The sequence below is a fragment of the Pseudarthrobacter sp. CC12 genome (assembly GCF_039907755.1).
GTDB classification, from domain to species: Bacteria; Actinomycetota; Actinomycetes; order Actinomycetales; family Micrococcaceae; genus Arthrobacter; species Arthrobacter niigatensis.
Map to the genome: position 1 here is coordinate 1 of NZ_JARDJH010000009.1, position 24,116 is coordinate 24,116.

19 protein-coding genes are annotated in these 24,116 nt (G+C 65.9%); 4 read left to right on the forward strand and 15 right to left on the reverse strand.

Annotated elements, in window-relative coordinates:
- Nucleotides 1-353: 353 nt before the first annotated feature.
- The 3 genes from PV772_RS08940 to PV772_RS08950 are packed head-to-tail and all read right to left on the reverse strand — an operon-like array spanning nt 354 to nt 7,886.
- Nucleotides 354-4,052, reverse strand: a complete 3,699-nt coding sequence (locus tag PV772_RS08940; protein ID WP_347885914.1) for a 1,4-alpha-glucan branching enzyme — start codon at nt 4,050-4,052, stop codon at nt 354-356.
- Between the two features lies 1 nt (nt 4,053).
- The gene (gene treS / locus PV772_RS08945) at nt 4,054-5,847 is read right to left on the reverse strand and encodes a maltose alpha-D-glucosyltransferase (RefSeq protein WP_141158082.1); all 1,794 of its coding nucleotides are present in this window, start codon (nt 5,845-5,847) and stop codon (nt 4,054-4,056) included.
- Complete coding sequence (locus tag PV772_RS08950; protein WP_141158083.1) at nt 5,844-7,886, reverse strand: alpha-1,4-glucan--maltose-1-phosphate maltosyltransferase; 2,043 nt, start codon at nt 7,884-7,886, stop codon at nt 5,844-5,846. Before PV772_RS08950 ends, treS begins: the two co-directional genes overlap by 4 nt.
- Before the next feature lie 191 nt (nt 7,887-8,077).
- Here PV772_RS08950 and glgP point away from each other — a divergent pair, with 191 nt between their 5' ends.
- Entirely contained in the window at nt 8,078-10,696 is a 2,619-nt protein-coding gene (gene glgP / locus PV772_RS08955; protein WP_307361865.1) for an alpha-glucan family phosphorylase, read from the forward strand.
- Nucleotides 10,697-10,771: 75 nt separating this feature from the next.
- On the opposite strand, the gene PV772_RS08960 is transcribed toward glgP, so the two are convergent.
- From PV772_RS08960 to PV772_RS08995, 8 genes are all read right to left on the reverse strand, one after another.
- Entirely contained in the window at nt 10,772-11,128 is a 357-nt protein-coding gene (locus tag PV772_RS08960; RefSeq protein ID WP_307361863.1) for a barstar family protein, read from the reverse strand.
- 7 nt (nt 11,129-11,135) lie between these two features.
- On the reverse strand, nt 11,136-11,624 hold the full coding sequence (locus tag PV772_RS08965; RefSeq protein WP_347885915.1) for a ribonuclease domain-containing protein: 489 nt from the start codon (nt 11,622-11,624) through the stop codon (nt 11,136-11,138).
- A gap of 29 nt (nt 11,625-11,653) precedes the next feature.
- Nucleotides 11,654-13,753, reverse strand: coding sequence for a glycogen debranching protein GlgX (gene glgX, locus PV772_RS08970; protein ID WP_347885916.1), 2,100 nt, complete (start codon nt 13,751-13,753; stop codon nt 11,654-11,656).
- An 89-nt stretch (nt 13,754-13,842) separates the two neighbouring features.
- Nucleotides 13,843-14,832 (reverse strand): 23S rRNA (guanosine(2251)-2'-O)-methyltransferase RlmB, encoded by a 990-nt coding sequence (gene rlmB, locus PV772_RS08975; protein ID WP_141158088.1) that lies wholly within the window; start codon nt 14,830-14,832, stop codon nt 13,843-13,845.
- Between the two features lie 80 nt (nt 14,833-14,912).
- The gene (gene cysS / locus PV772_RS08980; protein WP_307361856.1) at nt 14,913-16,382 is read right to left on the reverse strand and encodes a cysteine--tRNA ligase; all 1,470 of its coding nucleotides are present in this window, start codon (nt 16,380-16,382) and stop codon (nt 14,913-14,915) included.
- A 9-nt stretch (nt 16,383-16,391) separates the two neighbouring features.
- Nucleotides 16,392-16,904 (reverse strand): 2-C-methyl-D-erythritol 2,4-cyclodiphosphate synthase, encoded by a 513-nt coding sequence (gene ispF / locus PV772_RS08985; RefSeq protein ID WP_141158090.1) that lies wholly within the window; start codon nt 16,902-16,904, stop codon nt 16,392-16,394.
- Nucleotides 16,901-17,683, reverse strand: a complete 783-nt coding sequence (gene ispD, locus PV772_RS08990) for a 2-C-methyl-D-erythritol 4-phosphate cytidylyltransferase (protein WP_347885917.1) — start codon at nt 17,681-17,683, stop codon at nt 16,901-16,903. The genes ispF and ispD overlap by 4 nt, the downstream gene beginning before the upstream one ends.
- Before the next feature lie 105 nt (nt 17,684-17,788).
- Nucleotides 17,789-18,271, reverse strand: coding sequence for a CarD family transcriptional regulator (locus PV772_RS08995; RefSeq protein WP_011690592.1), 483 nt, complete (start codon nt 18,269-18,271; stop codon nt 17,789-17,791).
- A gap of 271 nt (nt 18,272-18,542) precedes the next feature.
- Between PV772_RS08995 and PV772_RS09000 the strand changes: the two genes are divergently transcribed.
- Nucleotides 18,543-19,130, forward strand: a complete 588-nt coding sequence (locus tag PV772_RS09000; RefSeq protein ID WP_307361876.1) for a hypothetical protein — start codon at nt 18,543-18,545, stop codon at nt 19,128-19,130.
- 77 nt (nt 19,131-19,207) lie between these two features.
- Here the strand turns inward: PV772_RS09000 and PV772_RS09005 are convergent, their stop codons facing one another.
- Both PV772_RS09005 and PV772_RS09010 read right to left on the reverse strand, forming a co-directional pair.
- Nucleotides 19,208-19,888 carry a response regulator transcription factor gene (locus tag PV772_RS09005; protein ID WP_141180782.1) on the reverse strand — a complete coding sequence of 227 codons (681 nt, stop codon included), beginning with the start codon at nt 19,886-19,888 and terminating at the stop codon, nt 19,208-19,210.
- Entirely contained in the window at nt 19,885-21,129 is a 1,245-nt protein-coding gene (locus tag PV772_RS09010) for an ATP-binding protein (protein ID WP_141183266.1), read from the reverse strand. Before PV772_RS09010 ends, PV772_RS09005 begins: the two co-directional genes overlap by 4 nt.
- Before the next feature lie 204 nt (nt 21,130-21,333).
- Here PV772_RS09010 and phoU point away from each other — a divergent pair, with 204 nt between their 5' ends.
- Entirely contained in the window at nt 21,334-21,996 is a 663-nt protein-coding gene (gene phoU / locus PV772_RS09015) for a phosphate signaling complex protein PhoU (RefSeq protein ID WP_307361850.1), read from the forward strand.
- A 68-nt stretch (nt 21,997-22,064) separates the two neighbouring features.
- On the opposite strand, the gene PV772_RS09020 is transcribed toward phoU, so the two are convergent.
- Nucleotides 22,065-22,811, reverse strand: coding sequence for a phosphoglyceromutase (locus PV772_RS09020; RefSeq protein WP_141158094.1), 747 nt, complete (start codon nt 22,809-22,811; stop codon nt 22,065-22,067).
- Between the two features lie 103 nt (nt 22,812-22,914).
- On the opposite strand from PV772_RS09020, the gene PV772_RS09025 reads away from it, so the two are divergent.
- Complete coding sequence (locus PV772_RS09025; protein WP_347885918.1) at nt 22,915-23,769, forward strand: class I SAM-dependent methyltransferase; 855 nt, start codon at nt 22,915-22,917, stop codon at nt 23,767-23,769.
- Here the strand turns inward: PV772_RS09025 and PV772_RS09030 are convergent.
- Nucleotides 23,754-24,107 (reverse strand): DUF2516 family protein, encoded by a 354-nt coding sequence (locus PV772_RS09030; protein WP_141158096.1) that lies wholly within the window; start codon nt 24,105-24,107, stop codon nt 23,754-23,756. The genes PV772_RS09025 and PV772_RS09030 overlap by 16 nt on opposite strands.
- Nucleotides 24,108-24,116 lie beyond the last annotated feature (9 nt).

Genomic DNA, 24,116 nt, shown 5'->3' on the forward strand with positions numbered 1-24,116 from the left:
GCAAATTCAACCAATCACATTACATAATCGGTATCAACAAACTTGGCACACTATTGAGTTCTCAAACAACAGACACACCCGGCACCACCCAAACCAAACATTCAGGATCGCTCCGGAGCAACTTTTCAAACTTACCCGCTGACGTTCCGCGTGTCAAACCGGCGTCCGCGATCATCCAAAGCGTATGCTTGGGGGATCGGTTTTCCGTCTGACTCCGTGGAGCAGCGCGGAAATAAACTGTACCACCACTCTTCCCGGTTCGCCAGTCGGCCCCATTTGGGGTCGCCACAGGCAGCCGAAAGGCCCGGAATCACGCGGATTCCGGGCCTTTCGTAGTTCACCGGCCGGACGGGTCAGCCAGCCGTTGATGTTCCCGGCTTGAAGTACGCCGCACCCAGCGGGGGAAGCGTAACGGTCAGGGTGGCCGGCTGGCCATCCTGTCCGTCATCCGTTGCTTTGAGCTCCCCGTCGTTCAGCACGCCGGATCCGCCGTACGTGCTGTGGTCGGTGTTGAGCACCTCTGTCCAGGCCCCGGGCGTCGGAACTCCGAGGGTGTAGCCGACATGCGGTGCGCCGGAGAAGTTGATGGCACAGACCAGGGGGTTGCCGTCGGCGTCCCACCTGATGAAGGACAGGACGTTGCGGTCCGAGTCTCCCCCGTTGATCCACTGGAAGCCGGCCGGAACGTTGTCCTGGGTGTACAGGGCAGGTGTGGCTGCGTAGAGCTCGTTGAGGTCTTTGGTCAGCAGCTGCAGTCCGCGGTGGGCGGGGATGTCCGCAAGCCACCAGTCAAGGCCGTGCTGCTCGGACCACTCCGCTTCCTGGCCGAACTCGGTGCCCATGAAAATGAGTTGCTTGCCCGGATGCGCCCACTGGTAGGCAAAGAAGGCGCGGAGGTTCGCCAGCTGTTGCCAGCGGTCACCGGGCATCTTGCGGAGCATGGAGCCCTTGCCGTGGACAACCTCATCGTGGCTGATGGGCAGCAGGAAGTTCTCGGTGAACGCGTACACCAGGGAGAACGTCACCGTGCCGTGGTGCCATCTGCGGTTGTAGGGGTCCTCGGAGATGTACTTGAGTGAATCGTGCATCCAGCCCATGTTCCACTTGAGGCCGAAGCCCAGGCCGCCGTGGCTGGTGGGGGCGGTGACGCCCGGGAACGCCGTGGATTCCTCGGCAATCATGATGGCGCCCGGGTGGGTCTTGTAGACCGTGGCGTTGACTTCCTGCAGGAAGGAGATGGCCTCAAGGTTCTCCCTGCCGCCGAAGCGGTTGGGCCGCCACTGGCCTTCCTGGCGTGAATAGTCGAGGTACAGCATCGAAGCTACCGCGTCCACGCGCAGGCCGTCGATGTGGAACTCCTCCAGCCAGTAGAGCGCGTTGGCCACCAGGAAGTTGCGGACCTCGGTGCGGCCGAAGTCGAAAATCAAGGTACCCCAGTCCGGGTGTTCTCCGAGGGCCGGGTCGGAGTGCTCGTAGAGGGGCTCGCCGTCGAACCGGGCCAGCGCCCAGGCGTCCTTCGGGAAGTGCGCGGGAACCCAGTCCAGCAGGACGCCGATCCCGGCCTGGTGAAGGGAATCCACCAGGTAGCGGAACTCGTCAGGGTGGCCAAAGCGGGAGGTGGGCGCGTAGTAGGACGTGACCTGGTAGCCCCAGGAACCGCCGAACGGGTGCTCCGCGACCGGCATGAACTCCACGTGCGTGAACCCGAGCCATTTGACGTACTCCACCAGTTCCTGGGCGAGTTCGCGGTAGCCAAGGCCCAGACGCCAGGACCCGAGGTGGACCTCGTACACGCTCATGGCGGAGTTATGCGGGTCGCGCTTGGCCCGTGCTTCCATCCACTCGTCGTCCTTGAAAGCGTAGGACGGCTCCACCACCCTGGAGGCAGTCAACGGGGGCACCTCGGTGCCAAAGGCCAGCGGATCTGCCTTTTCAACCCAGTAACCGCCCCGCGTCAGGATTTCGTACTTGTAGCAGGCCCCTGCTGCGACGCCGGGGATGAACACTTCCCAGACGCCGGAGGAACCCAGGGAGCGCATGGAGTGCTCACGTCCGTCCCAGGCGTTGAAGTCGCCCTTGACGCGGACGGCCTGCGCGTTGGGGGCCCATACGGCGAAGGAGACACCGTTGACGTCCCCCAGCCCGGACTTATAGTGGCGGACATGGGCGCCAAGCACCTGCCACAGTTTTTCGTGCCGGCCCTCCCCGATGAGGTGCAGGTCCACTTCGCCCACGGTGGGCAGGTAGCGGTAGGGCTCATCGACGGTCAGGGGGTCCTTGCCCGGGTAGGTCACCGAGAGCCGGTAGTCGGGAACATGCCCCTGTTCCGATGGTTCCAGGACGGCAACCCATACACCGTGGGCTTCGTGCTCCATGGGAATTTCGCCGGCCTGCGTGACCACGGTCACTGCTTCGGCCAGGTGCTTCACGGTCCGGATGGTGACATGCCCAAAGTCGTCCAGGTGCGCGCCCAGGACGGAGTGGGGGGCGTGGTGTTCACCGTTCGCGATCCGGCCCAGGGTGCCTTCATCCACGTGCAGGGGCACCCCCGGGCGGTCAGTTCGTGCTGAGCCTGTCATTTCGTTACCTTCCGATGCTGCGCCGGCGGAGTCGCCGGCACCGTTACTGCCCAGGAGCCGCCTGGAGGCGTTTACTGGAATCGCCACCCAGTCGGGCCTGTTACGCATTTCATAAACAACTTCGTACAGCGCCTTGTCCAGCCACAATGCCACAAACAGCGGTGAGGTCCGGTCCACCGTTCCGGGAATGACGGCGGCATACCCGGCCAGGAAGGCGTCGGCGCAGTCGTCCACCCAGCGGTCCGGTACCTGTGCACCCTCCTGCTCCCGCTGGGCTGCCCCGGCCGCGTAGTCGAAAGACCGCAGCATCCCGACGACGTCGCGCAGCGGCACATCCGGGACATTGCGTTCGGCGATGGGCCGCAGGGGTTCCCCCTCGAAGTCCAGGATCGCCCAGCGGCTCCCGTCCCCCGATGTGCCGGTGACCTGCAGGATCTGGCCCAGGTGGAGGTCGCCGTGGATGCGCTGCAGTGGCCCGGTAGGGGTCTTGTCGAGGTTCGCCAGCAGGGCGTCAAGGGCGTCGTCGTAAGGTCCGACGGCGGCACGCGCTTCAGCCCAGGCGGTCCGGACACGCTGTGCAACAGCAGATACTGCCCCCGTTCCGGCGCCCGGCCCGGTGGACTGCCCCAGGGCCTCCGCCAGGCGCTTGTGCACGGTGGCCGTTGCGGCGCCAAGGGCCCTGGCCTCGGCGGTGAAGTCAGTGCCGGAGCGGGCCGCGTCGACGGCCAGGCGCCAGGCATCACGCCCGCCGGCGAGGAATTCGTGGGCCACCGCAAGCTCGCCCTGCACGTACCGGGTTCCATGGCCGGTACGTCCGGTGGCGTGGGTGCCGTTCCCCAGCCACTCCCCCCTGACCCAGCCAAGCGTGGCAGGGACTTCGGAGGTCCCGGCCTTGGTCAGGGCGGCGCCCACTTCGATTTCCGGGTTGGTCCCATCCGAAAGGACCCGGAAGAATTTCACCATCGCCGCCGACTCGCCGTCGTCCACAATGACGGAACTGTTGGACTGCTCGCCGGAGAGAACCTTCACGACGCCCTTGGCCGTGGGCAGGCGGTAGGAACCTTGCACGCGGAAACCGGTCGCGGTGCCGCTGTCCGCTTTCCCTTCCTGCCGGATGAGCTCCAGCCAGGCCCCCACGAAGTCGGGGTCGTGGACGGCGTCGTAGACCCACGGGCGGGTGGGATCCATTCCGGCTGCTTCACCTACCAGTGCCCGCTCCATGCCTCCGGCCGGCGCCGGCCGGAAGCTCAGGGGAACCTGCACCACGGAGGTGCGCTGGCCGCCGTCGGGCGCCTGGGTGGTGACGTTGAGGAGGAACACGGCCAGGGCTGCGTGCCCGCTGGCATCCGCCAGGCCCAGGCTGCCGGCCTGGGAGAGGGAGAAATCGGGGGTCTTGACCGGGAACCAACGCTGCTGCGGCAGCCATTCCTTGAGCAGCGCGGTGAGGGCGGGAGTGAGGATTGGCTGGTTCATCTCAGTTCTCTATCGACAGGATGGGCATGGCCTGGGTGTAGGGCGACGAGGGGCTTGACCCCGCCGACCGCATCCGGAGCCAGAAGAAATCGTGGCTTCCGATGGTCAGGGTGAGTGTGCCGTCGTCGCCGATACCGGGAAAGACCTGACCGCCAAACACATCGCGGAGGCCCCTGCCGGCGTACTCGGGAATCCGCAGCGTGGCAGCGACCGGATGCTGGGACAGGTTGAAGGCGCACAGGATGGTCTCGGAGTCGGCCCCCGCGGGGTTGTTGTCCGGGAGTTCGCGCAGGTACGCCAGGACGGCGTCGTGGTCTGCGTCCACGTGCTTGAAGCCGCCCAGCCCGAACGCCGGGTGGTTCTTGCGGACGCTCAGGATCTGCCGCGTCCAGCGGAGCAGGGATCCGGAATGCGCCGCCTCAGCCTCCACATTGGCCATGGCGTAGTTGTACACCAGCGACTGGATGGGCGGGAGGTACAGCTTGCCGGGGTCCGCATGGGAGAAGCCTGCGTTCCGGTCCGGGTTCCACTGCATGGGCGTACGGACTGCGTCGCGGTCCTCGAGCCAGATGTTGTCTCCCATGCCGATCTCGTCGCCGTAGTAGAGGAACGGGCTCCCCGGAAGTGAGAGCAGGAGCGCGTTGATCAGCTCGATCTCGGCCCGGGAGTTGTCGAGCAGCGGCGCCAGCCGGCGGCGGATGCCGATGTTGGCCCGCATGCGCGGGTCCGGCGCGTACCAGCCCAGCATGGCGGCGCGCTCGTCGGCGGTGACCATCTCCAGGGTCAGTTCATCGTGGTTGCGGAGGAATGTGCCCCATTGTGCGCCCTCAGGGATGTCCGGGGTGTCGCGCATGGTCTCGATGATGGGTGCGGCCTTCTGGTCGCGGAGCGCGTAGTAGAGGCGGGGCATGATGGGAAAGTGGAACGCCATGTGGCATTCGGGTTCTTCAACGGTGCCGAAGTACTCCACCACTTCGTTGGGCGGCTGGTTCGCTTCGGCGATGATGACGCGGCCGGGGTAGCTTTCATCCACCATTTCCCGGAGCCGGCGGAGGAACTCGTGGGTGGCGGGCAGGTTTTCGCAGTTGGTGCCCTCCTCCTCGAACAGGTATGGGATGGCGTCCGCCCGGAAACCGTCAATTCCCTGGTCCAGCCAGAACCGGACCACGTCGAAGACGGCGTCGATCACTTTTGGGTTTTCGAAGTTCAGGTCCGGCTGGTGGCTGAAGAACCGGTGCCAGAAGAACTGGCGGCGGATGGGATCGAACGTCCAGTTCGATTCCTCCGTGTCGACGAAGATGATGCGGGCATCCTGGTATTTTTCGTCGGTGTCGCTCCAGACGTAGAAGTCCCCGAACGGCCCGTCCGGGTCCTTCCGGGACTCCTGGAACCAGGGGTGCTGGTCGGAGGTGTGGTTCAGCGGAAGGTCGATGATTACCCGGACGCCGCGGGCGTGGGCCTCCGCCACCAGCCTTTTGAAGTCGCTGATGGTGCCAAACTCGTCCAGGACCGAGTTGTAATCCGAGATGTCATAACCGCCGTCACGCAGCGGCGACTGGAAAAACGGGGGCAGCCAGAGGCAGTCAACGCCGAGCCACTGCAGGTAGTCCAGCCGGTCGATGAGGCCGGAGAAATCCCCGGACCCATCGCCGTTGGCATCCGAAAAGGCCCTGACAAGCACTTCATAGAACACTGCCTTGCGGTACCACAGGGGGTCATGCTGAAGGCCGGGCGCATTTAGCTCGAACGTGCTCTTAGGGGTGAAGTGGCCGGAACTTTGCGGATTGAAGGTCACTGATGCGTTCTCCTCACGCTCAGGATGTGGGCGGGCTCCACGTGCGGATCAAGCCGCACGTAGTTGAACTCGCCCCACTCCCAGCTTTGGCCGGAGAGGAGGTCGTCCACGTAGAAGCCGCCGCCGGGCGTGATGTCCTGCGGGTCCAGTTCCAGGGCTGCCAGGTCCAGGGCCACGCTGCATTCCTTGGTCACGTGCGGGTCCACGTTGACCACCACGATGATGGTGTCCTTGGATCCGTCGGGAAGGGTCTTGTGCTTGGAGTAGACCACCGTTGAGTCGTCGGTGCTGTTGTGGACCGTCAGGTTCTGGAGGTCAAGCAGCGCGGGGTGGTCCCGCCGGATGTGGTTCAGCCGCGTGATGTACGGGGCCAGAGAGCGTCCGGACTCGGCGGCCGCGTCCCAGTCGCGCGCCTTGTACTCGAACTTCTCGTTGTCGATGTATTCCTCGGCACCGGGCCGGGCCACGTGCTCGTACAGTTCGTAGCCTGCGTACACGCCCCAGAGCGGGCTGCCCGTGGAGGCAAGTACCGCCCTGACGCGGAACGCGGCCGGCCCGCCGTACTGCAGGTATTCCGTGAGGATGTCCGGGGTATTGACGAAGAAATTGGGGCGGAAGAACGCCGGGGACTCGTGGCTTACTTCTTCGAAGTAGGTCTCGATTTCCTTCTTGGTGTTCCGCCACGTGAAGTAGGTGTAGGACTGCTGGAAGCCCGCCCTGCCCAGTGCGTGCATCATGGCTGGGCGGGTAAAGGCCTCCGCAAGGAAAACCACGCCGGGCACCGCTTTGTCCACTTCCGCGATGAGCCATTCCCAGAACCACACTGGCTTGGTGTGCGGGTTGTCGACGCGGAATATCTTGACGCCATGGCTGACCCACAGCAGCACTATCCGCAGGATTTCCCGCGAAAGGCCTTCGGGATCGTTATCGAAATTCAGCGGGTAAATGTCCTGGTACTTCTTGGGCGGGTTTTCCGCGTAGGCAATGCTGCCGTCCACCCTGGTGGTGAACCATTCCGGATGGGACTGCACCCAGGGGTGGTCAGGGGCAGCCTGGAGCGCCAGGTCCAGGGCCACTTCCAGTCCCAGTTCGTTGGCACGGGCCACGAACGCGTCGAAGTCTTCGAAGGATCCGAGGTCGGGGTGGATGGCGTCGTGCCCGCCTTCCTTGGCTCCGATGGCCCACGGTGAACCCGGATCGTGGGGGCCGGCGACAAGCGTGTTGTTGGGCCCCTTCCGGAACTGCAGGCCGATGGGGTGGATCGGCGGCATGTAGAGGACGTCGAACCCCATGGCAGCGACGGCGTCCAGCCGCTTGGCCGCGGTCCGGAAGTTACCCGAGGTCCAGGCACCGGTGTTGTGGTCCTTGACGGCGCCTTCCGACCGGGGGAAGAACTCGTACCAGGCGCCCCGCCCGGCCCGGTCCCGCTCCACCAGCAGGGGGTACTTCTCGGAGACGGTGACGAGTTCCCGGATGGGCTGGCGGGCAACGACGTCGGCGATTTCCTGGCTGAACCCGGCACCAAGCCGTTCCTCCGTGCTGCGGGACTGGTCACCCAGGACCTCAGAGGCGTGCCGCAGGGCAGCCCGGTCCACGTCGTCCCGGAAGTCCTCGGCGGATGCTTCGCCCAGCAGTTTGGCACCTTCGGCGAGCATGAGTTCGACGTCGACCCCGGCGTCGATCTTCACCTCGGCGTTGTGGTGCCAGGTGCCGTACCGGTCGTGCCAGGCTTCGATGGCAAAGGACCAGTTCCCCGTTTCCGACGGCGTGAGCACGCCTTCCCAACGGTCCGTGCCCATACCCCGTTCCCCGCGGGGCGGCGCGAGGCGCACGCGCTGGCGCTCGGCACCGGAGGGGTCCAGGAGCACTGCGCTGACGCCGAGCTGGTCATGCCCCTCGCGGAAGCAGGTGGCGCCCACCACGATGGCTTCGCCGGGCAGGGCCTTGGCCGGAAACTTGCCGCCCTCGACGACGGGCTGCACGGCGGTAATCGGAAAACGCCCGAACCGCAGGCCCTCGGTGATACTGCGCTGGGGCATTTTGGTGGATGCTGCACTGGTTCCTGAGTTAGTCGTCACAGGCTCGACGTTAGCGAGAAATGCCCCGGATTGCTAAGCCTGCTCACTAAAAACGGTGTGCCGCGGCCGAATTTCTTCACGCCCCTGTCATTTACCCAAAAGAAACCGAAAGCTGGTTCCAGCGGCGCATGTTGTCGGTTAGTGTGACGCAGGTGAAGGCAATCCGCAGGTTTACGGTCCGTACAGTCCTCCCCGAACCCATTCGGCCCCTGGCCCGGCTGGCCAGCAATTTGCGGTGGTCCTGGCACCGCCCCACCCGGGAACTTTTCGCGGGGCTGAACCCGCGCCTCTGGGAGGAAAGCGGGCAGGACCCCATCGGCTTCCTGGGCATGGTCAGCCGCGAGGAATTCCAGCAACTCGCTGCGGACCAGTCCGTGGTGGAGAGGGTGCGCGCCGCCGAGCAGGACCTTGACCGGTACCTCCAGGAGCCGCGCTGGTACCAGGGCCTGGGCCCGGATGCACCCGCTTCCATTGCCTACTTCTCCCCCGAGTTCGGCATCACCGAGGTCCTCCCCCAGTACTCGGGCGGCCTGGGCATCCTCGCCGGCGACCACCTGAAGGCAGCCTCGGACCTCGGCGTTCCCCTCGTCGGGGTGGGCCTGCTGTACCAGGCCGGCTACTTCAAGCAGTCACTGTCCCGCGATGCGTGGCAGCAGGAGACCTACCCCGTCCTGGATCCGGACGGCCTGCCGCTGACACTGCTTCGGGAGCCGTCTCCGGACGGCAACGGCAAGGCCCTTGAGGTATCCCTGCCCCTTCCCAACGGGCGCCGGCTCCTGGCACACATCTGGCGGGCCGACGTCGGCCGTGTTCCCCTGCTCCTCCTGGACTCCAACGTGCCGGGCAACGACGACGCCGCCCGCAGCATCACCGACCGGTTGTACGGCGGCGGTGGCGACCACCGGCTCCAGCAGGAACTCCTGCTGGGCATGGGCGGGGTCAAGGCCCTGCGCGCCTTCCAGAAGCTGACGGGCTGCGCCGCGCCGGAGGTGTTCCACACCAACGAAGGGCACGCGGGGTTCCTGGGGATCGAACGCATCCAGGAACTGATGTCCGGGGAGGAGGCCCTGACCTTCGACGAGGCCCTTGCCGCGGGCCGCGCCTCCACGGTGTTCACCACCCACACGCCGGTCCCGGCCGGCATCGACAGGTTCGAGATCAACCAAATCAGCCATTTCTTCCAGGCCGGCCTCGCTCCGGACGTGCCCGTGGACCGTGTCCTGGAATTGGGACGGGAGAACTACGCGGACGGTAACCCGGCCGTCTTCAACATGGCGGTCATGGGCCTGCGCCTGGCCCAGCGGGCCAACGGCGTGGCCAAGCTCCACGGTGAGGTGTCCCGCGGCATGTTCTCCGCCCTCTGGCCTGGCTTCGACCACTCCGAGGTGCCCATCACGTCAGTCACCAACGGCGTGCACGTTCCCACCTGGGTGGACAGCCGCATCTCCAAGCTCGCCCGCGACCAGTTTGGCAGCGAGGCCGAAGCGCTGGGCAAATGGGACCTGGCCTACAACGTCAGCGACGCCGACGTCTGGGCGCTGCGCCGCGAGATGCGCGCTGCCCTGGTGGAGGACGTCCGCCGCAGGCTGCGGGCGGCCTGGAAGAAGCGCGGCGCTGCCGACGCAGAGCTGGGCTGGACGGACAACGTGCTGGACCCGGACATCCTCACCATTGGTTTTGCCCGCCGCGTGCCCACCTACAAGCGGCTGACCCTGATGCTGCGCGAACCGGCGCGGTTGAAGGCGCTGCTCCTGCACAAGGACCACCCCATCCAGTTGGTGATCGCCGGAAAGTCGCATCCGGCCGACGACGCCGGGAAGAAAATGATCCAGGACCTGGTGCGCTTCACGGATGACCCCGAGGTCCGGCACCGCATCGCGTTCCTGCCCAACTACGACATCGCCATGGCCCGGACCCTGTTCCCGGGCTGCGACGTCTGGCTGAACAACCCGCTGCGTCCGTTGGAGGCCTGCGGCACGTCGGGCATGAAGGCGGCCTTGAACGGTTCCCTGAACCTTTCCGTCCTGGACGGCTGGTGGGATGAGATGTACGACGGCGAGAACGGCTGGGCCATTCCCACGGCCAACAACGACGCTTCCCCCGAGGAGCGGGACGACATTGAGGCGGCGGCACTGTATGAGCTGCTGGAAACGCAGGTGGCACCGCGCTTCTACGGCAGCACGGTGTCCGAGGCTGCAGGCGCTGCCGGTCCCTCGACCACGCCGAGGGAGAAGGTCCCAACGCACTGGGTGTCCATGATCAAGCACACCCTCTCGCATCTGGGTCCGGCGGTCTCCGCTGAACGCATGCTCCGCGACTACGTGAACATCCTGTACCGCCCGGCAGCGGAAGCGGGCCGCAGCGCCACCGCCAACTCGTACGCCCAGGCCCGCGCATTGGCTTCATGGTCGGCCAAGGTGCGCGGCGCCTGGCCGCAGGTCCACGTTGAGCACGTGGATTCGGTGGGTGTGTCCGAGGACCCGCAGATCGGCGACACGCTCCAGGTCAACGCCTACGTGGCCCTGAACGCCCTCACACCGGAGGATGTCTGCGTGGAGGTGGCCTACGGCCGGGCCGAGGAGAACGACACCCTGGCCGACATCACCATGATGGAGCTGCAGGTGAAGGAGGACCTGGGCAACGGGCGCCACCTGTTCAGCAGCTCCTTGGTGATCGACCGCTCCGGGCCGTTCGGGTACACCGTCCGCGTCCTGCCCCGGCATGACGCCCTGGCCTCGAAGGCCGAGCTTGGGCTGATCGTGAACGCTTAGCCCATTGCGGACAGGGACCGGCAGGCCTGCTTCCTGGCAGGCCTGCCGCTCCGTTTAAGGAAGCGCCGCGGTCACTTAAAGAAGCACGGCGGTGACGGCCAGGTCCTTGCCCGCGTACCGTTCTGCGTCCTGCAGGATCTCGCAGATGATCCCGAACGACCGGTCTGCGCGGAACGGCGCCGCCACCTGCCACAGCAGCGTGACGGGAGGGTTGCTGTTACCACTGATGCTGTCCGCGAAGTCGTGAAGCGAGTCGTTCAGCGCATCGAGGTTCACGCCATAATGCTCGGGAAAGTCCAGCACCTCGCCAAAGGTCTCCAGGACGGTGCGTTTGCTGTCCGCCGGAGGGACCACCACGCTGCGGCGCCCGGCGTCGGCCACCTGTTCCTGCAGCTCTTCGAGGGTCCAGGTGTCGCCGGAGAAGATTCTCATGGTTGTGCTAGCTGCCTTCCGCTATGTACTTGAACGTTGCGTAGTGGTCCCCGGTGTAATACTTCTCGCCGTCGTTGCCGGCCACGATGCGCCTGGCACCCCTGTCCGGTTCACCAGGCGTGGGAACGGTGTACTCGCGGTAATAACCGCGGTCCCGGGCGGGCAGGACGCGTTCGAAGTTGCCGAATACCTGGTCGTCCTGGCCGTACTGGAACGGGCCGCCCGCCCGGATCAGCGCCAGCACCCGACGGCCCTCCACCGGCAAGGCGGATTCCCGGATCTCCGGCAGGCTGGATGGGTTCGCTCCTCGGTGGGACGCCGACTGCTTCGCGGCCGGGGACGTGGCCGTCCCGCGCTGGGTGCCCGCTGCGCTGGAGGCGGCTCCCGGCGTCGCACCGTCCGTCTGCCGGCCCAGCAGCCCGGCGCCGCCGAACGCCACGACGGCCAGCACCACCAGGGTGGTGAGGATCAGCGGGAGGATGGAGCGGTTGCGCATGCGGGTCTGCCTGACGGGGATGGAGGAGTCTACGTGCGGTAGATGCTGATGGAGTTGGCCTCGGCAAGGTCGATCTCCCCCGCTGCCACCTGGATGCCCTGCCGCTCCTTGTGGCGGGGCGAGGTGGTGAGCCGCAGCTCGAACAGGCCCGGCGCCGGCTTCCCGGCATCCGGCAGGGTGACCTCGACGTCATGGGCGCCTCCGTTGACCACTACCAGTCCGGCAAGGTCGCCGCCGTCGTCGCGGAGCAGTAGCTGCAGGACGCGGTGTTGCGGATCGTTCCAGCGCTCGGCGGACATGGGCTGGCCGTGCTGGTCGAACCAGTAGAGGTAGGACTGTTCGTCGCGGACGGGAAAGTCGTGGGGCTGGGCGGCAAGGAACTCCTTGCGCAGCCGGATGTACCGTTTGGTGCTGCGCAGCATCTCGTGTGCCTCCGGCGTCAGCGTCCAGTCGAGCCAGGTGATGGCGTTGTCCTGGCAGTAGGCGTTGTTGTTGCCGTGCTGGGTCCGTGCCAGCTCGTCCCCGGCTGTGATCATTGGGACGCCGAGCGAGACCATCAGCGACGCCATCAGGTTGCGCCGGGACTGGGCGCGCTGTGCCAGGATTGCGCTATTCTCGGTGGGGCCCTCAACGCCGTGGTTGTAGCTGCGGTTATCCCCATGCCCGTCCCGGTTTTCTTCACCGTTGGCCTCGTTGTGCTTCCGGTCGAAGGACACGAGGTCGTTCATGGTGAAGCCGTCATGGGCGGTGACGAAATTGACCGATGCCAGGCGCGAACGGCCGGAGGCCTGGAAGAGGCCCGCGGAACCGGACATGGAGTCGGCAAGCTTTGCCATCGTCCCGCCGTGCCCACCGGAATCGATGGCTGCCCGGTCGGCCAGCCAGAACGTCCGGACGGCGTCGCGGAAGTGGTCATTCCAGTCCACCCACCCGCGCGGGAACCGGCCGGTCTGCCAGCCGCCGTAGCCAATGTCCCAGGGTTCGGCGATCAGCTTGACCTCGGCCAGGACGGGATCGGCGGCAACGGCCGTGAGGAAGGGGTGGTGGGGGTCGAATTCGTTTGCGGCGTTGCGGCAGAGCGTGACTGCGAGGTCGAACCGGAAGCCGTCGATGTGGAATTCGTCCACCCAGTAGCGGAGGGAGTCAAGCACCAGCTGGACTACATGCTGGTCCCCGAAGTTGAGGGTGTTGCCGCAGCCGGTGGTGTCAATGTACTTGCCGCTGCCGTCCACGCGGTAGTACGTGTCTTCACCGAGGCCGCGGAAGCTCAGGACGGGGCCGTCCGCCGTGCCCTCGGCCGTGTGGTTGTAGACGACATCGAGGATGACTTCCAGCCCGGCGGCGTGAAGTGCCTTCACCATGGCCTTGAACTCGTCCTGGACCGCCTGCGGGCCCGCTTCCTGCGCGGCTCGGGTGGCGTAGCCGGGGTGCGGGGCGAAGAAGGCGGCGGTGTTGTACCCCCAGTAGTTGCTGAGCCCCAGGTCCTGCAGGTGTGGCTCATCGATGTGGAAGTGGACGGGCAGGAGCTGGACGGACGTAACGCCCAGGCCGGTGAGGTGCTCTACGACGGCGGGGTGGGCCAGGCCGGCATAGGTCCCCCGCAGCTCTTCGGGTACGTCAGGATGGAGCATGCTCTGGCCACGGACATGCGCCTCGTAGACGATGGTGTTGCGCCAGGGAAGACGCAGCCGTTCGTCAGATTCCCAGTCGAAGTCGAGAGCGGTGCGGACGCTGGTGAGGAAGCCCTCGCCCTGGTCCACTCCCCTGCCGTACGGGTCCAGCAGCAGGGGCTGGCGGGCGGAGCCATTTTCTGCCGGAAGCTCCGGCGGCAAAGCCTGGCCGTCCGACGTCGGGCGGAAGCCGTAGCGCGATCCGTACGGCAGGTCCTCCACGATACCGTGGTGGACTCCCTTGGTGACGTTGGGCAGGGTCTGGGTCCGCCACTGGCCGCCGGGAGGGCAGTAGGCGATGTCCAGGCTGGCGACGCCGGGGGCGAAGCAGGCAACGTTGGCGCGTCCGCCGGCGTGGTGCCGGGTACCGCCGGAATCAGCGCGCGGGACGCTGACACCGAGGGGAACAGCCGAGGAGGCGTCCATGGTGGAAGCAGTGTCGAAAAGCGGCATGACCATCACCTAAATAGTAGCGGCCAGCGGCACTTGGCCTGCCCGTATGCCCCTGCGGCGCGGGGAATCCGTCCGCAGGTTACGGGCAGGCGGAGCTATCCTGCGGAGCGCTGGCGGGAGACCTCGTACAGCGAGATGCCCACGGCCATTGAGGCGTTCAGGGACTCCATGGCGGAATCGATGGGAATGGAGACGATCTGGTCGCAGTTTTCCCGGACCAGCCGGCTCAAACCCTTTCCTTCGGAGCCCACCACGATGCACACGGGTTCGGTCGCCAGCGTGAGGTCAGGCAGCGAAACGTCGCCGTCGCCGTCGAGCCCCAGGACATAGATGCCCATGTTCTTGAACTGCTTCAGCGCGTTGTTCAGGTTGGAGGCGCGGGCCACGGGCACGCGGACGGCGGCACCGGCACTGGTCTTCCATGCCGAGGCGGTCACGCCCACGGAGCGGCGCTCGGGCACCACGACGCCATGGCCGCTGAAGGCGGAGACGGAGCGGATGATCGCACCCAGGTTCCGGGGGTCGGTAATGCCGTCAAGGGCAACGAAGAGCGGCGCGTTGGAGATGTGCCCCTTCTTCCACTTGTCCACGGTTTCCTCGGCGAGCTCGTAGGCGTCCAGGTACTCGTAGGGCGGGATCTGCAGGACCAGGCCCTGGTGGACGGCGTCGTCCGTCATCCGGTCCAGTTCAGGTTTGCCGGTTTCCAGCAGCGGGATGCCGCGTTCGGCTGCGAGCTTCAGGGACTCCTTGACCCGGTCGTCCATCTCGATGCGGATGGCAACGTGGAGGGCCTTCGCCGGAATTCCGGCACGGAGCGCCTCGACTACGGAGTTGCGTCCGGTAACCACTTCCTCGGTGGCACGTCCCTTGGGGCCGGACTTGGCAGCACCGGCGCTGCGGGCACCGGTCCCCCGCTTCGCTGCAGACCGTTCGGCAAGCTGCCGGGCCTTGTGCGCTTTGTGGTACACGCGGTCCTCGGCCTTGGGCGTGGGGCCCTTGCCCTCGAGGGCCTTGCGGCCATGGCCACCGGTTCCGACGGTGGGGCCCTTCTTCGCTTTAACCGATCGGCGACCATTGTTGGCCATGATGTCCCACCCTTGATTGTGCTGACTGAATCTGCATACCAGTCTACTGACCCGAAAAAAATCGGGGACAGCGCCCCTGTTCAGTCCCGCTTGAGGCTCCAGGTGGCACCGTCCGGGCCGTCCTCCACCAGGACGCCTGCCTGGTTGAGGGTGTCCCGGATGGCGTCGGACTTCGCCCAGTCCTTGTCGGCGCGGGCAGCCGCCCGGGCCGAGAGCTGGGCCTCGACCAGGACGTCGAGCGCTTCGGCCTCACGCGTGCTGGCTTTTTCAGAGCCTGCGACGGCGTTGAGCCCCAGGACATCGGTCATCAAGACGACGGCATGCATGGCGCTCCGGGCGCCGTCATCATCCCCGTCGGCGAGTGCAGTGTTGCCCGCCCTGACCGTCTCGTGCAGTGCGGCCAAGGCGCGCGGGACGTTGAGGTCATCATCCATGGCCTCCTGGAATGCCTGGACATTCGCCGATGAGGAGCCGTGGCTGCCGTCGTCGATAGGGCCCGCATTCCCGCCGAAACGGGCCGCAGCCTTGGCCAGGAATCCGTCGATGCGTTCGACGGCGGCCGCTGCCTCCTGGAGGGACGTGGGACGGTAGTCGAGGATGGACCGGTAGTGCGCCTGGCCAAGGTAGTAGCGCACCACCCGCGGTGGGGCGAGTTCGAGCATTTCGGCCGGGCTGATGGTGTTGCCGATGGACTTGGACATCTTTTCGCCCTGGTACGTCACCATGCCGTTGTGCATCCAGAAGTTGGCGAACGGGTGTCCGGCTGCCTGCGACTGCGCCATTTCGTTTTCGTGGTGCGGGAAACGGAGGTCCAGTCCCCCGCCGTGGATGTCGAAGGCGGCACCGAGGTACTTGGTCACCATGGCGGAGCACTCGAGGTGCCAGCCCGGCCGTCCGGCACCCCAGGGCGAGGACCAGCTGGCGGTAGCGGGCTCCCCTTCTTTGGAACCCTTCCACAGCGCAAAGTCGCGCGGGTCCTTCTTGCCGCGGGGATCGGCGTCGGGCGCTGCCTGCATGTCGTCGATGTTCTGCCGGGTCAGGGCGCCGTACTTGTCCCAGGAGCGGACATCGAAGTACACGTCGCCCGAGTCGTCCAACGCGGGGTAGGCGTGGCCGCGGTCGATGAGCTGCTGGATGAGGGCATGCATTTCGGGAATATGTCCGGTGGCGCGGGGCTCGTACGTGGGGCGGGAGACTCCCAGAGCGTCGTAGGCCTTCAGGAATTCCTGCTCGTAGCGGTAGGCCAGGGCCCACCATTCCTCACGGGCCACCTCGCCCGGCTCGGGGCTGAAGTCCGGGTCAAAGGAGGCCTCGGACTTGGCGAGGATCTTGTCGTCGATGTCCGTCACGTTGCGGACAACCGTGACGCGCAGCCCCCGGTACTGCAGCCAGCGGGTGAGCTGGTCGAAAGCGATGGCGGAACGGATGTGGCCCACGTGCGGCATCCCCTGGACAGTCGCACCGCAGTAGTAGAGGCTGACCTTGCCCTCGACGAGGGGGACGAAATTCCGGACGTCGGCGGAGGCGGTGTCATAGAAGCGCAGGGTCACCGCTCCAGACTAGCTGATGGGCGCAGCGGGCTGCGGGTACACCAGGGCGGTGGCTACTGCGGAGACGCCCTCGCCGCGCCCGGTGAATCCCAGGCCGTCACTGGTGGTTGCCGTGACGCCTACATGGGCGCCTGCCGCCTCGCTCAGGACTCTTTGCGACTCTTCCCGCCGCGGGCCGAATTTGGGCCGGTTGGCTACGAACTGCACGGCGACGTTGCCGATCTCGAATCCGGCAGCCCGGACGATCCGTGCGGCCTCGGCGAGGAGCGTGGCACCGGACGCACCGGCGAATTCCGGGCGGTCCGTGCCGAAGTGGGTACCAAGGTCGCCGATGCCGGCAGCCGAAAACAGGGCGTCCGCTGCTGCGTGGGCCACGGCGTCGCCGTCAGAATGCCCGGCGAGGCCGCGTTCGCCGGGCCAGAGCAGGCCACCGAGCCACAGCGGGCGCGGAGAATCCTCGGGGGCATACGCGTGGACGTCGATACCCACACCGGTGCGGGGCAGGACGGTGTCCGGGCTCATCCCTCCACCCACCGGGCACCGAGCGGACCCTCGAGGAGGCCTTCGGCGAAGATGAGGTCAAGGGGTGTGGTGATTTTCAGGGATTGCGTCGACCCGCGGACGGCGTGCACCGCAGTGCCCAGCATTTCCACGAGCATGGCGTCGTCGGTGACGGCCGCTGCCTGCTGCTGGTCCAGGGCCTGGGCGGCTTCGTGCGCCCGCAGCAGCGTGCCGAGGGTGAAGCCTTGCGGGGTCTGCACCGCCCGCAGTTCTTCGCGGCGGGCAGTTCCGGTGACAACTTCGGGGGCAACCGCGGCGTCGCCGCCGGTGGTCGCCGCCACTGTCTTGACCGTGTCCACGACCGGGACGACGGGAATAACTGCCGCGGCGCCGGCGACCAGGGAATCGCAGACGCGGTGGAAAACGGATTCGGGTGTGAGGGCACGGGCGGCGTCGTGGACGAGGACGGCCTCGATGCCTTCCATCAGCGCTGCAATTCCGGCGCGGACGGACTCAGCCCTGGTGGATCCGCCGTCAACGACCGTCAGGAGGGGGCCGCCGTCGGCAAGTTCCTCCCGGAAGTCGTCGCACAGCCGGCGCAGGCCTTCGTCGCCGGGAGGCAATGCCACGCACACCTGGCTGGCCACGCCCGAAGCAACAATGCCCCGCAGGGCATGCATCAGGATCGGCTCTCCGCCGAGCGGCACTGCCGCCTTGGGCATGCCGTAGCCAAGGCGTTGCCCGGAACCTGCGGCAACCACGATGACTGCTGTGACCAGGCGCGTGGGTGATTCACTCATGCGGACTAGCCTACGACGCCGCACCATGGCTTGGATGCTTGGGACACCGCGGGGTGGGCCCAAAAAAGCCCCGGCGGCACGTGCGTGCAGCCGGGGCTAAATTCTTTAGGAAGCCAGGACCTCGTCGAGAACGCTTGCCGCCTTCTCCTCGTCGGTCTTCTCAGCCAGCGCCAATTCTGAAATCAGAATCTGGCGGGCCTTGGCCAGCATTCGCTTCTCGCCTGCGGAAAGGCCCCGGTCGTGATCCCGGCGCCACAGGTCGCGAACAACCTCTGCCACCTTGATGACGTCACCGGAAGCAAGCTTCTCCAGATTTGCCTTGTACCTGCGTGACCAGTTGGTGGGTTCCTCCGTGAACTCGGCACGGAGCACATCGAACACGTGCTCCAGGCCTTCCTTGCCCACTACGTCCCGGACCCCAACAAGGTCAACGTTCTCTGCTGGAACTTCAATGGTCAGATCACCCTGAGCCACCTTGAGCTTGAGATACATCTTCTCTTCGCCCTTGATGGTGCGCATCTTGATTTCTTCAATCTTCGCAGCACCGTGGTGAGGGTAAACTACTGTCTCGCCGACCTCAAATACCATGTGGACATTTCCCCTTTCCCGCAGACCAGTTTATCACGATTCAGGCATATGACCGGCCGGAGAAAGGGCTCCCAACCGCTAAAATACGCGGGAAAACGGCCCAATCGAACCCCTTCACCCCCTTGACGGATGCGCAGATTAGTGCATGCGGTGAGCGCTCACGCGGGGGATGTGACACCGCCGAATCCTCGTTTGCCCATCTTTGCGGATAGGCTATGGCTGAAAAAGACTTCAAATTTCTCGAGGAGTACGTGACGTGCGTTCCACTGCGATGAACCGGGCCCAGCGCGGCAAACTGGCACTGACGGCTGCTGCCCTTGGCGCCAGCCTGCTGACCGCGGGCTGCGGTTACATCACGCCCCAGCAGACCAGCCATCAGTACTCCGCCTCGGACGGCATCCGCGCGGACCTCGGTCCGCTGCAGCTGCGGAACATCCTTATTGTTTCCACCGGCGAGGACGAGCCCGGCCGCCTGATCGGTGCCGTTTACAACTCCTCCTCCAAGGATGTGAAGCTCACCGTCAACGGCGCAAAGGGCTCACAGACCGAGGTTCCGGTGAAGGCCAACTCCTACACCCTGCTGAACGAAAAGTCGGATGAGGCCATCCTCAGCACCACCGGCGGCAAGCCGGGTTCCCTGGTGGACGTCAAGATCAGCGAGAACGGCACCAACGTCAACAGCACGGTCAAGGTTCCGGTCCTGGACGCCACCCTGCAGGAGTACAAGGACTACGTCCCCACCCCCAGCCCGTCGGCGACGTCCACGCCGTCGTCCTCTTCGTCGGCCAGCGCGGGCGCAACTTCCTCCGCCTCCGCGACCTCCAGCACCTCGGCAACGGCGACTGCCACCAGCCGCTAAGGCGAACGCTCGAACAAACAAACACAAAAAGGGAGGAGCCCCAAGGGGCTCCTCCCTTTTTTGCGGTGTCTTCGGGCCTACGGCTCGAACTTGTACCCGAGGCCGCGCACGGTCACCAGATAGCGCGGGGCAGAAGGATCCGGTTCGATCTTTCCACGGAGGCGCTTCACGTGGACGTCCAGGGTCTTGGTGTCGCCAACGTAGTCGGAGCCCCACACCCGGTCGATCAGCTGGCCGCGGGTGAGCACCCGGCCGGAGTTGCGGAGGAGCATCTCAAGCAGTTCGAACTCCTTCAACGGAAGCAGGACCTGTTCGCCGTCCACGCTTACCACGTGCCGTTCGATGTCCATCCGGACAGGCCCGGCCTGGACCGTGGCGGAGATCAGTTCTTCCGGCTCGCCCTGGCGACGCAGGACGGCCCGGACACGGGCCACCAGCTCCCGGGATGAGTAGGGCTTGGTGACGTAGTCGTCCGCGCCAAGCTCCAGGCCAACCACTTTGTCGATTTCCGAGTCCTTGGCGGTCAGCATGATCACGGGAACGGTGGAGCGCTGCCGGAGCTGGCGGCATACCTCCGTACCGGAAAGCCCGGGGAGCTGCAGGTCCAGCAGCACCAGGTCGGCGCCGTTGCGGTCGAATTCGGTGATGGCGTCCAGCCCGTTGTCCACCACCTCAACCTCGAATCCCTCTTTGCCCAGCAAATAGGACAAGGGATCGCTGAACGATTCCTCGTCCTCAACAATCAAAATCCTGCTCAAGCGCTAGCTCCTCGTTCTGTTGCGCCGGCGGCGCGTGGTACTTGGGTAAGAGTGGCCCCGGGCGTCCCCTGGGCGGGCGGCAGTGCCGGCCGGACGGAACTGGACGGCCCGGCGTCGCCGTCCTGCCCTTCCATCTCGGGCAGCCGAAGGGTGAAGGTCGACCCCTGGCCTGGCTGGGACCACAGCGTCACTTCGCCGCCGTGGTTCGACGCCACGTGCTTGACGATGCTCAGGCCAAGCCCGGTACCGCCCGTCTGGCGGGAGCGGGCGGCGTCAACCCGGTAGAAGCGCTCGAAGACGCGCTCCTGGTCCTCCGGCGACAACCCGTCCCCCTGGTCGGTGACGGAAATGGACACCAGGCCGTCCCTGGAGCGAACGCCGATGCCAACACGGGTGTTGGGCGGGGAATAGCGGATGGCATTGTCGATGAGGTTCCGCAGCGCCGTGACCAAAAGGTCCTGGTCCCCGAACACCTTCCCCTCCGTCCGGCCGCCGACCACGATGCTGATGTTCTTGCTTTCGGCGGGAAGCTGCGAGCGGTCCACGGCCTCCGCGATCACCGCGTTGATGTCGACGGGACCGCCCTGCTGTGTCACGCTGGCACCCTGGAGGCGGGAAAGTTCAATGATGTCCTGGACCAGCGCGGCCAGGCGGGCTGACTCCTTGTGCATGCGCTTGGCGAAGCGGCGCACGGCTTCTTCGTCATCGGCGGAGGACTCCAGCGCCTCAGCCAGCAGGGAGATGGCGCCCACGGGGGTTTTCAGTTCGTGCGAGACGTTGGCAACGAAGTCATTGCGGATCTCTTCGGTCCGCGTGATTTCAGTCCGGTCATCGGCAAGGAGCAGGATGTATTCCTCACCCAACATGGCCGCCCGCACCTGGACGATAATGGTTCCCTGCCCCAGCGGCCCGCGCGGAAGCTCGAGCTGCTTTTCCAGGATGACGCCGTCCCGCCGGACCCCTGCAGTCATGTCCAGGAGTTCCTTGTGCACTACGGTGTGCCCGCGGACCAGGCCGTACGCGTAGGCTGCGGGGCTGGCACGGACCACGCCGTCGACGTCGTCGAGCACTACAAAAGCGCGGCCGACGACGGCGAGCACCTCCGCGGCGCCGGCCGGCAAGGCGAGCTCCCCGGCATCGACATCCAGCAGTTCACGCTGTTTCTCGCTGACCCGGTAGGCAAGCACGCCGAACGTGCCAAGCGCCAGGCCGATAAGGCCGGCAACCAGACCAATGAGCATAGGATCCACAGGTCCACTTTATGCTCTTGCCTGTCGCCTCCTGCCGACTCCGGCCAGTTACGGCGTAGGTTCAACTAACGTTCACCTGTGTGGGCATAATCGTTTACCGGGCGATGACAAAGTTAGAGGTCAGAGCGCCCAACGGCGATACGATTCCTGCTGCCCTGCAGCGGCCGGCGGGAGTTCCAAGGAAAGGACGCCCACGTGCGTAAGGTTTTTCAGGAAGAACTCACCCAGGTTGGTGACCAGCTGGTGGAGATCTCCCGCCTGGTCAGCGAAGCGATCGAAAAGGCCACTACCTCATTCCAGGTAGCGGACGTGGACCTCGCCCAGGACGTCATCGCTGCGGACGCACGCATTGACTTCCTCCAGAACAGCCTGGATGAGCGCGCGATCGACATCCTGGCGCTGCAGGGTCCCGTCGCCAGCGACCTGCGCATGATCGTAGGGTCCCTCCGGATGAGCGCATCCCTGGAGCGGATGGGTGACCTGGCACGGCATATCGCCCAGCTGGCCCGCCTCCGGTACCCCTCCACCGTGATTCCCGCGTCCATGACGGAGACCTTCAACCGGATGGCCGAACTGGACCAGGAAATCGCCGACAAGCTGACGGTCCTGCTGGAGAGCCGCGACCTCGAGGTGGCCAGGGACATCCTCAAGGCGAACACTGCCATCAACGACCTTCACCTGAGCGTCTTCAAGGCCATCGCTGCTCCCGAGTGGACCGAGTCCCCCGCCACCACGGTGGACGTTGCGCTCGCCAGCCGCTACTTCGAACGCTTCGCGGACCACGGCGTTTCCGTGGCCCAGAAGGTCACCTACCTCGTGACCGGAGCGTGGCAGCCGAACGCCACCGAGCACAGCTAAACACTGCTGATAACGACGGCGGGCTGGCCACCCAGGTGGCCGGCCCGCCGTCGTTCGCGGCTAATGCCCTATTTCTTGCCCTGGTTGGCTACTGCCAGGATGGCCTGCTCGGCCGCCTCGGGGTCAAGGTAGGTGCCGCCGGGCTTGATCGGCTGGAAGTTCTCATCCAGTTCGTAGACCAGCGGGATGCCCGTCGGGATGTTCAGGCCGGCGATGGCTTCATCGCTGATGCCGTCCAGGTGCTTGACCAGCGCGCGGAGCGAGTTGCCGTGGGCCGTGACCAGGACGGTCTTGCCGGCCTTGAGGTCTTCCTTGATGTCCGATTCCCAGTAGGGCAGGAGACGTACCAGGACGTCCTTCAGGCACTCGGTGCGCGGCAGGGCGTCGCCAAGGTCCGCGTAGCGGGGGTCGTGGGCCTGGCTGAATTCGCTGTTGTCGTCCAGGGGCGGCGGCGGGGTGTCGTAGGAGCGGCGCCACTCCATGAACTGCTCTTCGCCGAACTCGGCGAGGGTCTGGGCCTTGTCCTTGCCCTGCAGCGCACCGTAGTGGCGTTCGTTCAGCCGCCAGTCGCGCTTGACCGGAATCCAGCCGCGGTCGGCCTTGTCCAGGGCGATGTTTGCGGTGTTGATGGCCCGCTTCAGCAGGGAGGTGTAGAGCACATCCGGGAGGATGTTGTTTTCCACCAGCAGTTCGCCGCCGCGAGCTGCTTCCGCGCGGCCCTGGTCGTTCAGGTCAACGTCCACCCAGCCGGTGAACAGGTTCTTGGCGTTCCATTCGCTGTGGCCGTGGCGCAGCAGGATCAGCTTGTAAGTCATGATTTTCATCCTAGCTGAGCGGTGTTGCCCCCCGCCCAGCGTTACAAGGATCCCGCGGGGCCGGGATGGGCGGGACACCGGCGCCGGGCGATAGGGTTGGGCGGTGGTTCAAAAGGCTGAGCGGGTGGACGCCCCGCAACTTTCCGGACGGACGTCCGCGGCCGCGAAGGGCCGCCCCGTGGGCAACGTGACCCGCGGCACCACCAACCCGAACCGGATGCGCCGGGTTGACCGGTGGCTGACGGGACCGCAGGCCTGGCGCCTCCGGTCCGCGGCGGACCCGCTGGTGGTCGACCTGGGGTATGGCGCAACGCCGGCCACCGCCGTCGAACTTTACGAACGGCTCGCCGTTATCAGGCCGGACGTGCGGGTCTGCGGGATCGAAATTGAGCCCGACCGCGTCCGGGCGGCGCTTCCGCTGCAGCGTCCCGGCCTGACATTCCAGGTGGGCGGGTTCGAACTGCCCGTCCCGGGGCGCCCCGTGCTGGTCCGCGCCTTCAATGTCCTGCGGCAATACGAGGAGGCAGATGTACCGGGCATTTGGCGGCTGGTGCAGGACCGGTTGTCCCCCGGCGGCTTGTTCGTGGACGGCACGTGCGACGAGATCGGACGTCGCGTCACGTGGGTGGCGCTGGACCGGGAGCGCCCCCTGTCCCTTGGCATTTCGGTACGTTTCGGCAGTTTCGGGCTGCCCTCGGACGTGAGTGAGCGGCTGCCCAAGGCGCTGATCCACCGTAATGTCCCCGGTGAACGTGTTCACGCCTTCATGCAGGCCATGGACAAGGCATGGTTTGGAAGTGCGCCGCTTGCTTCATTTGGCAACAGGCAGCGCTGGGTGGGCATGTGCCGAGGTTTGCGCGACGCCGGGTGGCCGGTCCAGGACGGTCCCGGCAGGTGGCGCCTGGGGGAACTAACGGTGGACTGGGACGCTGTGGCGCCTGGTCACCACGGGCCGTAGGGGCCCATGTTGCGGCTGCCGCCGCGGCCGGCGTCCTTCACGGCCGGGCGGACATCCGCGAGGTAGACGGAGGCGGCGACCACCGCGGCCAGGCCGAACAGGCCCAGCGTGCTGAAGAGGCCCCCGCCGGAACCGAACAACGAAATCACGCCGATCAGGGCCGAGCCGCCGGTCAAGGCCAGCCAAAAGGTCTTGGTCCGTTTTCCAGTGGCTTCGAAGGCGTTGGGCCGGTGCCGGGCACAGTCCACGAACGCCCACAGCTCAAGACCCAAAGCCACCAGGCCCAGGATGAAGAACACTGCCTGCTCTACGTAACTGATGATTAGTCGACCGTCCACAGACCCAGC

Coding starts and splice junctions, on each gene's coding strand:
- PV772_RS08940 (WP_347885914.1), bottom strand. CDS start 4,052: ATGAACCAGCCAATCCTCACTCCCGCCCTCACCGCGCTGCTCAAGGAA.
- PV772_RS08950 (WP_141158083.1), bottom strand. CDS start 7,886: ATGCCCCAGCGCAGTATCACCGAGGGCCTGCGGTTCGGGCGTTTTCCG.
- PV772_RS08960 (WP_307361863.1), bottom strand. CDS start 11,128: ATGAGAATCTTCTCCGGCGACACCTGGACCCTCGAAGAGCTGCAGGAA.
- PV772_RS08965 (WP_347885915.1), bottom strand. CDS start 11,624: ATGCGCAACCGCTCCATCCTCCCGCTGATCCTCACCACCCTGGTGGTG.
- glgX (WP_347885916.1), bottom strand. CDS start 13,753: ATGGTCATGCCGCTTTTCGACACTGCTTCCACCATGGACGCCTCCTCG.
- rlmB (WP_141158088.1), bottom strand. CDS start 14,832: ATGGCCAACAATGGTCGCCGATCGGTTAAAGCGAAGAAGGGCCCCACC.
- ispF (WP_141158090.1), bottom strand. CDS start 16,904: ATGAGCCCGGACACCGTCCTGCCCCGCACCGGTGTGGGTATCGACGTC.
- ispD (WP_347885917.1), bottom strand. CDS start 17,683: ATGAGTGAATCACCCACGCGCCTGGTCACAGCAGTCATCGTGGTTGCC.
- PV772_RS08995 (WP_011690592.1), bottom strand. CDS start 18,271: ATGGTATTTGAGGTCGGCGAGACAGTAGTTTACCCTCACCACGGTGCT.
- PV772_RS09000 (WP_307361876.1), top strand. CDS start 18,543: ATGAACCGGGCCCAGCGCGGCAAACTGGCACTGACGGCTGCTGCCCTT.
- PV772_RS09010 (WP_141183266.1), bottom strand. CDS start 21,129: ATGCTCATTGGTCTGGTTGCCGGCCTTATCGGCCTGGCGCTTGGCACG.
- PV772_RS09020 (WP_141158094.1), bottom strand. CDS start 22,811: ATGACTTACAAGCTGATCCTGCTGCGCCACGGCCACAGCGAATGGAAC.